The 12,146-nt window shown below is 70.9% G+C and carries 16 protein-coding genes; 5 read left to right on the top strand and 11 right to left on the bottom strand.

Going from position 1 to position 12,146, the window contains the following annotated elements:
- The first annotated feature begins 19 nt into the window (after positions 1–19).
- Complete coding sequence (locus FQY64_RS08820; protein WP_146473899.1) at positions 20–514, top strand: hypothetical protein; 495 nt, start codon at positions 20–22, stop codon at positions 512–514.
- Between the two features lie 18 nt (positions 515–532).
- On the opposite strand, the gene FQY64_RS08815 is transcribed toward FQY64_RS08820, so the two are convergent.
- Positions 533–934, bottom strand: a complete 402-nt coding sequence (locus tag FQY64_RS08815; RefSeq protein ID WP_146473898.1) for a GFA family protein — start codon at positions 932–934, stop codon at positions 533–535.
- 227 nt (positions 935–1,161) lie between these two features.
- Between FQY64_RS08815 and rpmB the strand changes: the two genes are divergently transcribed.
- Both rpmB and rpmG read left to right on the top strand, forming a co-directional pair.
- Positions 1,162–1,398 carry a 50S ribosomal protein L28 gene (gene rpmB, locus FQY64_RS08810; protein WP_146473897.1) on the top strand — a complete coding sequence of 79 codons (237 nt, stop codon included), beginning with the start codon at positions 1,162–1,164 and terminating at the stop codon, positions 1,396–1,398.
- A gap of 14 nt (positions 1,399–1,412) precedes the next feature.
- Positions 1,413–1,577 (top strand): 50S ribosomal protein L33, encoded by a 165-nt coding sequence (rpmG, locus tag FQY64_RS08805; protein ID WP_146473896.1) that lies wholly within the window; start codon positions 1,413–1,415, stop codon positions 1,575–1,577.
- A gap of 175 nt (positions 1,578–1,752) precedes the next feature.
- Here rpmG and FQY64_RS08800 read toward each other — a convergent pair whose 3' ends face one another.
- From FQY64_RS08800 to FQY64_RS08765, 8 genes are all read right to left on the bottom strand, one after another.
- On the bottom strand, positions 1,753–2,007 hold the full coding sequence (locus FQY64_RS08800) for a hypothetical protein (protein WP_146473895.1): 255 nt from the start codon (positions 2,005–2,007) through the stop codon (positions 1,753–1,755).
- Between the two features lie 79 nt (positions 2,008–2,086).
- The gene (locus FQY64_RS08795) at positions 2,087–3,871 is read right to left on the bottom strand and encodes a tetratricopeptide repeat-containing diguanylate cyclase (RefSeq protein ID WP_186760905.1); all 1,785 of its coding nucleotides are present in this window, start codon (positions 3,869–3,871) and stop codon (positions 2,087–2,089) included.
- A gap of 86 nt (positions 3,872–3,957) precedes the next feature.
- Entirely contained in the window at positions 3,958–4,233 is a 276-nt protein-coding gene (locus FQY64_RS08790; protein ID WP_146473893.1) for a hypothetical protein, read from the bottom strand.
- Positions 4,230–5,066, bottom strand: coding sequence for an SAM-dependent methyltransferase (locus tag FQY64_RS08785; protein WP_146473892.1), 837 nt, complete (start codon positions 5,064–5,066; stop codon positions 4,230–4,232). The genes FQY64_RS08790 and FQY64_RS08785 overlap by 4 nt, the downstream gene beginning before the upstream one ends.
- Before the next feature lie 32 nt (positions 5,067–5,098).
- Positions 5,099–5,641 carry a GNAT family N-acetyltransferase gene (locus FQY64_RS08780; protein WP_146473891.1) on the bottom strand — a complete coding sequence of 181 codons (543 nt, stop codon included), beginning with the start codon at positions 5,639–5,641 and terminating at the stop codon, positions 5,099–5,101.
- 24 nt (positions 5,642–5,665) lie between these two features.
- On the bottom strand, positions 5,666–7,639 hold the full coding sequence (gene acs, locus FQY64_RS08775; RefSeq protein ID WP_146473890.1) for an acetate--CoA ligase: 1,974 nt from the start codon (positions 7,637–7,639) through the stop codon (positions 5,666–5,668).
- A gap of 93 nt (positions 7,640–7,732) precedes the next feature.
- Complete coding sequence (locus FQY64_RS08770; protein WP_229814974.1) at positions 7,733–8,059, bottom strand: EF-hand domain-containing protein; 327 nt, start codon at positions 8,057–8,059, stop codon at positions 7,733–7,735.
- Between the two features lie 56 nt (positions 8,060–8,115).
- On the bottom strand, positions 8,116–9,321 hold the full coding sequence (locus FQY64_RS08765; RefSeq protein ID WP_146473889.1) for a DesA family fatty acid desaturase: 1,206 nt from the start codon (positions 9,319–9,321) through the stop codon (positions 8,116–8,118).
- 214 nt (positions 9,322–9,535) lie between these two features.
- Here FQY64_RS08765 and mutM point away from each other — a divergent pair, with 214 nt between their 5' ends.
- Positions 9,536–10,348 (top strand): bifunctional DNA-formamidopyrimidine glycosylase/DNA-(apurinic or apyrimidinic site) lyase, encoded by an 813-nt coding sequence (mutM, locus tag FQY64_RS08760; RefSeq protein ID WP_146473888.1) that lies wholly within the window; start codon positions 9,536–9,538, stop codon positions 10,346–10,348.
- A 70-nt stretch (positions 10,349–10,418) separates the two neighbouring features.
- On the opposite strand, the gene FQY64_RS08755 is transcribed toward mutM, so the two are convergent.
- Together FQY64_RS08755 and FQY64_RS08750 are read right to left on the bottom strand one after the other, a co-directional pair.
- A complete protein-coding gene (locus FQY64_RS08755; RefSeq protein ID WP_146473887.1) occupies positions 10,419–11,039 on the bottom strand; it encodes a thymidine kinase in 621 nt (206 codons plus the stop codon).
- 26 nt (positions 11,040–11,065) lie between these two features.
- The gene (locus tag FQY64_RS08750; RefSeq protein ID WP_146473886.1) at positions 11,066–11,878 is read right to left on the bottom strand and encodes an SEL1-like repeat protein; all 813 of its coding nucleotides are present in this window, start codon (positions 11,876–11,878) and stop codon (positions 11,066–11,068) included.
- Positions 11,879–11,971: 93 nt separating this feature from the next.
- Between FQY64_RS08750 and FQY64_RS08745 the strand changes: the two genes are divergently transcribed.
- The coding region (locus FQY64_RS08745) for a UvrD-helicase domain-containing protein (RefSeq protein WP_146473885.1) at positions 11,972–12,146 on the top strand (175 nt) is incomplete at its 3' end.

Here is a 12,146-nt window from a genome sequence, read left to right as displayed (position 1 = left end):
CGCGCTCAAGGAGGAGACCATGCGAACGACCGCCCTGCTGCTGGCCGCCGCGCTCGCCGCGGCCGCCGGGCACGCCGCTGCCTTCGATCCCGCCCGCGTCGACGCCGCATCGGCGGCGAGGCCCGACCCCGCGCGCATCGACCGCGCCCGCGAGTTGCGCCACGCCCAGGCCCTGCTGCGTCGCGCCGAGCGCCTGGGCCGCGCGCTGGAGGCCGGCGAACGCGCAGGCCGGGCGCCGTCGCGGGACGAGTACCGGCGCAGCCTGGAACTGCTCGACCGGACCGACCGCGTCCTGCACCCGCACTGGGACCGTCTCGACCCGCAGACGCGCGAGCGCTACCGCGCCGCATGGACGCAGGCCGAGCGGCTGCATCGCGAAGGCCAGCGTATGGCCGCGCAGCCCGAGGTGAAAGCGGCGATCGGCAGCGCGCGCGAACTGCTGCTGGCGCTCATCCGCGACCTGCGCAACGGCCTGCACGCCGGCATCGAACGCGCGGCCGAGCGCTCGCGTTAGCCGCGGGGCGGGCGACCGTCAGGGGTGGGATTCGATCCCCGCCAGCGCGGGCATCGCCGCCCACGGCGAGCGGCGCTCGCGGTAGACCTCCACCCATGGCGCCGGGAAGCCGGGATCGGCGAACGCGCCGACCGCGACCGCGACGATCCCCGGCTCACGCTGCAGGGTCCACCAGACGGTCGTGCCGCACTGCGGGCAGAAGCGCTGGCTGACGCGCCGGCCGCTGTCGGCGGTGCGCACGAACACCGCGGCATCGCCCGCGGGCCGCACCTGTTCCTCGCGGAACCGCGCCTGCACCCCGAACGCGCTGCCGGTCCGGCGTCGGCAGTCCAGACAGTGGCAGATCGACACGCGGACCGGCTCGCCCTCGCATTCGACGGTGAGCTGGCCGCAGGCGCAGGCGGCATGGCGGACGGTCATGGGCAGGCTCCGGCGGTTCAGGCAGGGCGGGGCGTCAGCTTGCCGCAACGGGGGGCTGCCGGCATAATGCGCGGCTCGCTGCGTCCAGGCCCCGCCCGGACCGGGCCGGAAACGCGATTCCCGCCCTGTCCGCGCAGCAGATTCCCTCCCGCATCGCGTGGCGCCCCCGGCGCCGGGGCCGCCGTCTCCCTGGCCAAGGGAGGCCCCAAGTCACCACAGAGGTGCGTATGTCCCGCGTCTGCCAAGTCACCGGCAAGCGCGTGCAGACCGGCAACAACGTCTCGCACGCCAACAACAAGACCCGCCGCCGTTTCCTTCCCAACCTGCACGAGCGCCGCTTCTGGGTGGCTTCGGAGAACCGTTGGGTGAAGCTGCGCGTTTCCACCCAGGCCCTGCGCACCATCGACAAGAACGGCATCGACGCCGTGCTCGCCGAGCTGCGCGCCCGCGGCGAGAAGATCTGAGGAGGACCTGAGCCATGGCATCCAAGCGCGACAAGATCCGCCTGATCTCCTCGGCCGGCACCGGTCACTTCTACACGACCGACAAGAACAAGAAGAACACGCCGAACAAGATCGAGATCAAGAAGTACGATCCGGTGGTTCGCAAGCACGTGATCTACAAGGAAGGCAAGATCAAGTGACGCAGTGACGCCTTCGCGCGCAGCGCGAAGGCCTTTGTCACTGCGTCATCCCCGCGCAAGCGGGGATCCAAGGAAGCCCGCCGCCAGGCGGGCTTCCGCTTTTCGGGCTCCGGCGCAGTCCTCCGCGCACCGGGCGAAGGCCCCCCGCGAACGCTTGAGCCAACCCGCGTCGCGCTCAATGGCGGCGCGGGCCCTTGCGGCGTTCGATGGGTTCGGCGCGGCCCGGGTCCGCGGCCAGGGGCGCGACGGCCAGGCGAAGCCCCGCAGCGCGCAACGCCTCGCGCACGTCGCGGAACGTCGCCCACTCGGGCACGTCGCGCAGCGCGCTTTCCACCAGCCGCAGGTCGCCGGTTTCGTGGCAGGTGCGGAAATACTCGGCGAGAGCGTCCGTCGAGCGCAGGTGATCGGCGATGCGTCGGTTCTCGGCCATGACGCGGATACCGGGCGAAGACCGCACACTAGCGCGCGGCCGTGGCGCCGGCGTCAAGGCGCGTGCGGCGTGCGGAGGCTCAACCGCAGGCGTCGTCGGCCGCGGCCGAGCGCGCGTGGCGCCGTCCGCCGTCGTCCTCGTCGCAACCGGGCAGGGGCGCGTAGGCGGTCACCCGGTTGCGACCGCCGACCTTGGCGCGGTACATGGCGGCGTCGGCATGGGCCATGAGCGTTTCGTAGTCGTATCCCGACACCTGCGTGGACGCGACGCCGACGCTGGCCGACACCGGCTGTCCGCAGGCCACCGCGCGCGCGTCGATCGCCGCGATCGACTGCCGGCACCCCTCGGCGACGCGCAGCGCGGCTTCCAGGTCGCAGTCGATCAGCGTCATCGCGAATTCCTCGCCGCCGATGCGTCCGTACACGTCGGCCTGCCGGCAATGCAGGCGGCCGACGCGCGCGACCTCGCGCAGTACCCAGTCGCCGCTGGCGTGGCCGCACTGGTCGTTGATCTGTTTGAAATGGTCGAGGTCGAACAGCAGCACGCTCACCGGACGGCCGCGCTGCCGGCCCTGCGCGAGCGCCGCCTCGCTGCAGGCGCGGAAATGGCGCCGGTTGCTCAGGCCGGTCAGGCCGTCCGTCTCGGCCAGCTTGCGCAGCGACCGCTGCGTGCGCCGGCCGCGATAGCCCCACAGCACCGCGCTCAACGTCAGCAGGACCAGCAATGCGATCGCAAGGCGGGTATTCCATTGCGACTTGCGCGCGACTTCCTGCTGCAGGCGCAGGAGCTGATTCTGCTGCTGCAGCAGGGCGATGGACTGGTTCTTCTCGCGGATCTCCTGTTGGCCGAGCTGGAACGCGTATTCGCGCGCCTTGACGTCATCGAGCCGGGCCCTGTCGGCGTCCGCATAGCGCCTGTAATAAGCCAATGCAGCGGACAGGTCGCGTCGGCTCAGCGCGATCTCGTAGAGCACGCGGTTCGCAACCACGCTTGCCTGGGAGGTGCCGTCTTGACCTTTGGCTCTCAGGATGGCGCGGGCGTGCGCTTCGGCGTGGGCAAGGTCGCCGATATCGAGGTAGTACTGCGCCAGCAGGCGACGCATTTCGCCGGTCAAGCGTGTATACCCCGTCGCCTCCGCTTCCGGCAGGTGCGACTCGAGCAGCGCGATGGCTTCCCGTCGGCGTCCCTTGGCTGCTTCATGTTCAGCCCATGTGCACCGGATAGCGTTCACGAGGATGATTTCGCCTTGCGACGCGCAGTCGGCGATTGCGTCGTCGACATCGCGCGATTTGTCGAGCGCGCGACCGAGCCCGTGAAGAGCGCGCACACGAACCTGGCGGGCGATGCAGCGATTGCGCCCGTCTGGATCGTCAGCAAGCACGCGCTCCGCACGCGCCAGTGCCATCGGGTAATGGCCGAACTCGTTGTATAGCGTGCCGGCGACGTTGTCGCCGGTATGTTTCAGCGAGCGATCCTGGAGTCGATCCGCGAGGAGCGACGCACGGTTGAGGTAACGCAGCCCCACCAGGTATTCGCGGTTCAGCGCGCTGACGGTGGTCACCAGCAAAGCCGCGCGATAGCCGATCTTCGGATCGATCGCATCATCGGCCAGGCGGCCCGCATCTGCGATCGCCTCCTGATACTCCCCGCGCAGTGCCCGTCGATAGTTGCGGAGCAGGCGCAGGTACTGGATCTCCGCCTTGGTCGCTTCATGCTTTCGCCGCTCCAACCGGGAGAGCAGCTCGGCCGCGCGGGCGGGCTCACGTGTCCGGAGCGCATCCGCCTGTGCAAGCAGATCGGAGAAGGAGGACGCGCGCGCCTCGATGGCAGGCAGCACGAGAGCCGCCGCCAGTGCAAGGCTCAACAGCCCAGGGTGTGGCATGGCCGGTCCCTACGCCTCCACGTGCGTGGCGACCGCTTTGCGCCGGTCGCCGGCAGCCGAGGATAGCGTCAATCCGCGCCGTCGTCCGGGGTGCGGCCGGGCTCCGGCACCGGCTGATCGCCGGGTTCACGCGCGGGCTCCGGCTCGTCCTGGTCGGGGGCCGCGATGGCGCACATCACGTGCGGGCGACCACGAAGCGCCGCCGTCAGCGCGCGGATGTCGGCCGCGCGGAAGGCCTCCTGGCATTCCGGCTCGAGGGCGCCGAGCATGGCCTCCAAGCCGGCCTCGTCCACCCCATAGGGGGACGTCGCGAGCGTTTCGAGCATGCGGAGGGCATCGGTCACGTGAGGGTCTCCTGGGTGTCCGCGCCGCAAGGCGCCGTGGATGGGGCAGTCGCGCGGGCGAGTGCGTCCCGCATGGCCGGGTCGGCGGCCAGCGGCATGGCCGGTGGCACGACCAAGGTCGAGTGCATGCTCAACTCGGTGTCAAGCAATGCATGCAGGCGCAGTCGGAGCGCGCGGTGCTCGGCCAACGGCGTGGTGGCAGCTTCGTACACGATGACCTCGTGCTCGAGCGGATAGTGGTCGGCAAGCCGCTCCACCAGCAACTGCAGGTGCGCCGGCAGGCCCCGAGAGCGGCGGCATTCCACATCACCCACGAGGCCGATCTGCCACAGGACCAGATAGGCGGACGGGTCGATCACCCGGCGGTAGATCAGGAACTGTGTGGCCTCATGGTGCTGGCAGCCGTATCGCCCCGGGTCGATGCCGAGATCGGCGTAGAGGCACGCTTCGGCCGATATCCCCGGCTCCATGACGGCCTGGAAACCTTCGGCGCGGGCCCGCGTGACGACGTCGTGCGGCACCTGTGCGAACACCCCGGGGTGGCCGTAGAAGGCGGCGCATACGCGTCGGCCGGCCCTGACCTCGGCGAGGATCGCCTCGGCCATCTCGCGGTAGGTCTGCCGGCGCGCCTTTCCTTCGGCGTAGTAGGGCTGCAGGCTGCGTACGTCGGGGCGCATGGCCTGGACCCAAAGCTCGACCAGTGCGTCCGAGGCGGCGACGAACACGACGTCGGCCTGTTCGATGAAGGCCTGCGAACGAGGGCTGAGGTGTCCGCCCAGCATCATCCCCAGGCCGACGCAGGCCAGGTGGCCGCGGCCGTCTCGCACGTTCATTTTTTGGGTTCCCCCCTGGAACGGAACCCACCCTACCGGGCCGGATCGCTCCTGCCAATCGCCAGCGGACGGCCGACCGACCAGCGCGCGCGGTCCAGGCCCCACTGCACGGTACCCGGTCGCCCGGGGGGCTCCTCGGCGAAACCGTAAGGCTGTAGCAGGCGGCGGGACATGCGCTCGTTGGCGCCCCGAAGGCACACGCCAATGAGTCGCTCGACGCCGGCCACATCGAATGCATGCAGCACCAGCCGGTCCATCACCTCGTGCGAGCGGCGGCCGTCCCACGCGGCCGGCAGCAGCATGATGCCGGCTTCCGCGACCCCGCCTTCGCGATGCAGCGCGGCGATGCCGAGCGCCCGGCCCGTGGCGGTATCGACGACCGCCCACGTGCGGTGGCCCGGCACGTCGCTGCGGTTGTGCGCCATGACCTTGCGGAAGGCGCGGGTGGCGCGGCCGGCATCCAGCGGCGGGCCGATGCGGGCCATGACGCGCGGACAGGTGTAGAGCGCGAGATAGAGCGGCTGATCGTCGTCCCGTAGCGGGCGCAGGTCGGTCGTGTAGGACGCCGTGGTCATGCCGCCGATGCCATGAGGCGCGCGCTATTGCCGCGGCGATGCGCCCGTCGAGCCGGGCGCCCGATCGCGCAGCAGCGACTCCACCACCCCCGGATCCGCCAGCGTCGAGGTGTCGCCGAGCTGGTCCGGCTGGCCTTCGGCGATCTTGCGCAGGATGCGGCGCATGATCTTGCCGGAGCGGGTCTTGGGCAGGGCGGGGGCCCACTGCAGGTGGTCGAGGGTGGCGATCGGGCCGATCTCGCGGCGCACCCAGGCGATCAGCTCGGCGCGCAGGGCCTCGTCGGGCTGTTCGCCGGCCTTGAGCGTGACGTAGGCGTAGATGCCCTGGCCCTTCAGATCGTGCGGGAAGCCGACCACGGCGGCTTCGGCCACCTTGGGATGCGCGACCAGCGCGCTCTCGATCTCGGCGGTGCCGATGCGGTGGCCGCTGACGTTGATGACGTCGTCGACGCGGCCGGTGATCCAGTAGTAGCCGTCGGCGTCGCGGCGGCAGCCGTCGCCGGTGAAGTACATGCCGGGATAGGTGCGGAAGTAGGTGTCGATGAAGCGCGCATGGTCGCCGTACACCGTGCGCATCTGGCCGGGCCAGGAATCCAGCAGCACGAGGTTGCCTTCGGTCGCGCCCTCGAGCACGTTGCCGTTGGCATCCACCACCGCCGGGCGCACGCCGAACAGCGGCAGCGTCGCCGAGCCGGGCTTGAGGTCGGTGGCGCCCGGCAGCGGGGCGATCAGGATGCCGCCGGTCTCGGTCTGCCACCAGGTGTCGACCACCGGGCAGCGGCCATCGCCCACCACGCGGTGATACCAGCGCCACGCCTCGGGATTGATCGGCTCGCCGACGGTGCCGAGCAGCCGCAGCGAGGCGCGCGAGGTGCGCTGCACCGGCTCCTCGCCCTCGCGCATCAGCGCGCGGATCGCGGTCGGCGCGGTATAGAAGAGCGTCACCCGGTGGCGGTCGATCACCTGCCAGAAGCGCGCGGCGTCCGGGTAATTCGGCACGCCCTCGAACACCACGCAGGTGGCGCCGTTGGCGAGCGGGCCGTAGACGATGTAGCTGTGGCCGGTGATCCAACCGACGTCGGCGGTGCACCAGTAGACGTCGTCCTCGCGCAGGTCGAACACGCACTCGTGGGTGTAGCTGACGTACACCAGGTAGCCGCCGGTGGTGTGCAGCACGCCCTTCGGCTTTCCGGTCGAGCCGGAGGTGTAGAGGATGAACAGCGGGTCCTCGGCGTTCATGCGCTCCGGCTCGCACTGCTGCGGCTGGCCGTCGACCACGGCGTCGTACCAGCGGTCGCGCGGCATCTGCATGTCCACCGCGGCGCCGGTGTGGCGCACCACCAGCACGGTTTCGACCGAGGTGGTGCCGGGCATCTTCAGCGCGGCATCGACGTTGGCCTTCAACGGCACGCGCCTGCCACCGCGCACGCCTTCGTCGGCGGTGATGACCAGCTTGCTGCCGCAGTCGGCGATGCGGTCGGCGATCGAATGCGGCGCGAAGCCGCCGAACACCACCGAATGGATCGCGCCGATCCGCGCGCAGGCCAGCATCGCCACCACCGCCTCGGGGATCATCGGCAGGTAGATCGTCACCCGGTCGCCCTTGCGCACGCCGAGGTGGCGCAGCGCGTTGGCGAGCTGGCAGACGCGCGCGTGCAGCTCGCGGTAGGTGATGTGCTGCGCCGGCTGCGCGGGATCGTCGCGCTCGAAGATCAGCGCGGTCTTGTCGCCGCGCGCGGCGAGGTGGCGGTCGAGGCAATTGACGCTGGCGTTGAGCTCGCCGTCCTCGTACCAGCGGATGCGGAAGTCGGCCGGGTCGAAGCGGGTGTCCTTGATCCGCGTCGGCGCGCGGTACCAGTCGAGCCGCTGCGCGACGCGCCGCCAGAAGCCTTCGGGGTCGCGCAGCGACTCCTCGTACAGCCGCGAATAGTCCTCACGGGTGATGCGGGCATGCGCGGCGAAGGCGGGGTCGACGGGAATCGCGGCGGGCGTGCTCATCGGCGGTCTCCTGACGTTCGCGCGCCAGTGTGCCGCAACGCCGGTGGCGCCGGCATGCGGCATCGGGCCGAACGGGGCGGACGCGCGCGCCGCTCAGCGCGGCGGCGCGGCCAGTTCGCGGGCGTCGAGAAAGCCGTCGCGGTCGGCGTCCTGGCGCCGGAACGTCGCGGCGAGCGCCTCGCGATGCGCGGCCAGCGTGACCGGCCGGCCGCGTCCGCCGGGCAACTCGTCGGCGGTGAGCGTGTCGTCGCGGTTGCGGTCCATCGCCTCGAACGCGTAGCCCATCCACGCCTGGTATTCGGCCAGCGAGACGCGGCCGTCGCCGTCGCCGTCCATGCGCGCGAGGTAATCGTACGCGCTGCGGACCTGCGCCGGTGCGGCGGCGGCCACCGCGACGGTGCCGGCGCACGCCAGCCGGATGAAGAAAAGCGCCGGCGGGCGGCGCTTTTCGTTCGGCTCCCGGTAGCTCACGGGACTCACGCGCGCGCGGGCACCAGCGCGTAGCCTTTCAGCCGCGCGGAGAACGCCTGCAGCGCGGCGATACCGCTGGCCTCGGCCTCGGCGCACCAGGCGTGCAGCTTCTGCAGCGTGGCCTGGGCGTCGTGCGAGCGATCGTCCAGCACCTGCGCCAGGCGCTGGCGGAACTCGGCCAGCGTGGCCATCTTCGGGCGTTCCGCCAGCCACGCCTGCAGACGCGCGCGCGCGTCGCCGTCGAGCCAGCGGCCGCCGTCGGCGAGCGCCTTGCGCCACTGGCGCGGCAGCCGGCGCATGCCTTCGCCGGCGCGCGCGGCTTCCTCGCGCAGCGCGGGCAGCATCACGCTGCGGTAGTAGTCGGTCATCGCCTGGAAGCGGATCGTCAGCAGGGCCTTGAGCGTCTCCGCGTCGGGCACGTGGATGTTCGGACGCACGTCCAGCGCCGGCGCCACGCGCAGCACCTTGGCGAGGCCGACCGTCTGGAACGCGCGGATCGCCGCCCAGCCGATGTCGAACTCCCACTTGCGCAGCGCGAACTTGGCCGAGGACGGGAACGCGTGGTGGTTGTTGTGCAGCTCCTCGCCGCCGATCCACACGCCCCACGGCGAAAGGTTGGTCGCGGTGTCGGTGGTCTCGAAGTTGCGGTAGCCCCACCAGTGGCCGAGGCCGTTGACGATGCCTGCGGCCCAGAACGGGATCCACAGCATCTGGATCGCCCACAGCGCCACGCCCGCGAAGCCGAACAGGGCGAAGTTGATCAGCAGCATCAGCGTCGGGCCCCAGCTCGAGCGCGGGGTGTAGAGGTGACGCTCGATCCAGTCGTCCGGGCAGCCCTTGCCGTACTTCTCGATGTCCTCGTGCCGCCTGGAGGCGTCGCGGTAGAGCTCCACGCCGCGCCACATCACGGTGTCGATGCCCTTGAACTGCGGGCTGTGCGGGTCTTCCTCGGTCTCGCACTTGGCGTGGTGCTTGCGGTGGATGGCGGTCCACTCCTTCGTCACCATGCCGGTGGTGAGCCACGACCAGAAACGGAAGAAGTGCGCCAGGACCGGGTGGAAGTCGACCGCGCGATGCGCCATCGAGCGATGCAGGTACAGCGTCACCGAGAAGATGGTGAGCTGGGTGACGACGAGCAGGTAGATCGCCAGCGTGCCGAGCCCGGCCTGGGTGAGGCCCCGGGCCAGAAGATCGAGCAGGGAAACGGACATGCGGGAAGACTCCGGAAGAGAAATGCCGGCGATCCGGCGAAGGCATCATGCCATCCCAGGCGTGGCATCCGCGTGGGTACGGCCGGCGCCGATCACACTCTGTTGGGGCAGGTGTAGGCGAAACAACGGCGGCCATCGCGGCCCGGGATGAACCGGCTGAACCTGCAAGCGGCGGGCCACGCCGCAGTCCACGGCCAACGCCTATCCTGTCGGCATGCCCGAGTTGCCCGAAGTCGAGACCACCCGGCGCGGTCTGGCGCCGCACGTCGAGGGCCGGCGCGTGACCGCGGTCACCCTGCGCCGCCCCGACCTGCGCTGGCCGATTCCCGGCGAAGTGCGCGAGCGTCTGCCCGGCCGCCGCATCGACCGCGTGCGCCGTCGCGCCAAGTACCTGCTGCTCGACAGCGAAGCGGGCAGTGCGCTGCTGCACCTGGGCATGAGCGGCAGCCTGCGCGTGCTGCCCGCCGACACGCCGGTGCGCGCGCACGATCACGTCGACCTGTCGCTCGATTCCGGCCAGGTGCTGCGGTTCAACGATCCGCGCCGGTTCGGATGCCTGCTGTGGCAGGCGCCGGGCGAGACCCATCCGCTGCTGCAGGGGCTCGGGCCCGAGCCGCTGTCGGACGCGTTCGACGGCGCCTATCTGTTCGCGCGCAGCCGCGGCCGCCGCGCGCCGGTGAAGGCGTTCCTGATGGACCAGGCAGTGGTGGTGGGCGTGGGCAACATCTACGCCGCCGAGGCGCTGTTCCGCGCCGGCATCTCGCCCTGGCGCGAGGCCGGGCGCATCTCGCGCGCCCGCTACGAGGCGTTGGCGCAGGCGATCCGCGACATCCTCGGCTACGCGATCGAACGCGGCGGCACCACGCTGCGCGACTTCCTCAGCCCCGACGGCGCGCCCGGCTACTTCGAGCAGGAGCTGTCGGTCTACGGCCGCGCCGGCGCGCCCTGCCCGCAATGCGGCCGCACGCTGAAACACGACGTGCTCGGCCAGCGCGCGACCGTGTGGTGTCCGCGCTGCCAGCGCTAGTCCGCGATGCGCGCAGGAGCGCCTTCAGCCGCGACCGGGGACATGCGCCCGTGCTCGCGCGCCGATCCGCTCAGATCGGCAGCGACGGCTGCAGCGGTTCCACCGTGCCCTCGCCGCGCATGATCTTCTTGTACTCCGCGCGCGAGACCGACACGTAGCGCTCGTTGCCGCCGATTTCCACCTGCGGCCCGGCGGTGACCGCGCGGCCCTGCTCGTCCACGCGCACGGTCATGGTCGCCTTCTTGCCGGTGTGGCAGATGGTCTTGATCTCGTTGAGCTCGTCGGCCCACGCCAGCAGGTACTGGCTGCCTTCGAACAGCTCGCCGCGGAAGTCGGTGCGCAGGCCGTAGCACAGCACCGGAATGCGCAGCGCATCCACCACTTCCGACAACTGCCACACCTGCGCGCGGGTGAGGAACTGCGCCTCGTCGACCAGCACGCAGTGCAGCGGCCCGTGGGCGGCGATGTCGGCGCGCACGCGCGCCTCCAGATCGTCCTCGCGCGCGAACGGCACGCCCTCGGCCTGCAGGCCGATGCGCGAGGCGATGCGGCCGTGGCCGGCGCGATGATCCAGCGCCGGCGTCAGCAGCAGCGCGCGCATCCCGCGCTCGCGGTAGTTGTGCGCGGACTGCAGCAGCGTGGTGGTCTTACCGGCGTTCATCGCCGAGTAGTAGAAGTACAGCTTGGCCATCCCGGCAGTTTAGCGGTCGCGCGCCGTCACCCGGGCGGCGGCGTGAGCGCCGATGCCGGCACCGCGGGCGCCTCGGGAGCGTCGGGCTCCGGCGCGTCGATCTGCGGCCTCACCGCCGGGATACGGCTGTCGCTTTGGGGCGGCGCGGCGGGAAGCGTTTCGATCTCGCCGACCTCGACCCGTCCGATTCGGGGCTTCGCCCAGATCTGGTCGTGCCAGGCCCAGTATTTCTCCGCATCCCAGTACCGCTCGTCGTAGTACTTGCTGCCTTCGATCGACTGGCCGCCTGCCGGGCCGGGAATGTGGATCTGCACGCCGCGGTTGAAGCCGGTGCGGCTGCCGGTCATCTTGCGCCGCCCGTCCCGGAGCTGGAACTCGTAGCGCGGCTTGGCGGCGGCATCGCCGAAGCGGGCGTAGATCGCCTGCCCCTCGCGAAGCGCGCGCTCGCGCTCTTCCGCGCTGAGCGCGTTCCAGTAGCGCTCGCGCAGGCCCAGGAAGCCCGCATAGCCGCGCTCGGCGGCGAGGTCCATCCACGCGTAGGCCAGGGCGCGGTCCTGCGCCACGCCTTCGCCGTTCCAGTACATCTCGGCGACCATGCCCTGCGACGGCTTGTCGGCGTAGAAGCTGGCGCGGCGGAAGTAGCGGAACGCATCCTCGTAGCGTTGCTCGCGGTAGGCCTCCATGCCGAGCAGCCGGTACTTCATGTCCGGATGGTGGGTCAGGAAGCCGGCGGTGATCAGCAGCGGATCCTGCGTGGGATCCGGCGGCGCCGCGCGCTCCGCGGCGGCGGCGGGAAGGGCGAGCGCGAGCAGGATCGGCAGAAGTGTGCGCTTGAGCATCCGTTGCCTCGTCGAGTCAGGTTCCGGACGCATAGCGTACCCGGCGTGCGTCGCCGTGGCCGCTAAACTGACGGCCTATCCGGAAGTGTCTCCATGCACGGCCTCAATCCTCCCCAGCAGGCCGCCGTCCTGCATTGCGACGGCCCGTTGCTCGTGCTCGCCGGCGCGGGCAGCGGCAAGACGCGCGTGATCGTCGAGAAGATCGCGCACCTGATCGGCCGCGGCATCATGCCGGCGCGGCGGATCGCGGCGATCACCTTCACCAACA

Source organism: Vulcaniibacterium thermophilum (assembly GCF_007923255.1).
Classification (GTDB): Bacteria; Pseudomonadota; Gammaproteobacteria; order Xanthomonadales; family Xanthomonadaceae; genus Lysobacter_F; species Lysobacter_F thermophilum.
This window is presented reverse-complemented; position numbering and strand designations above follow the sequence as displayed.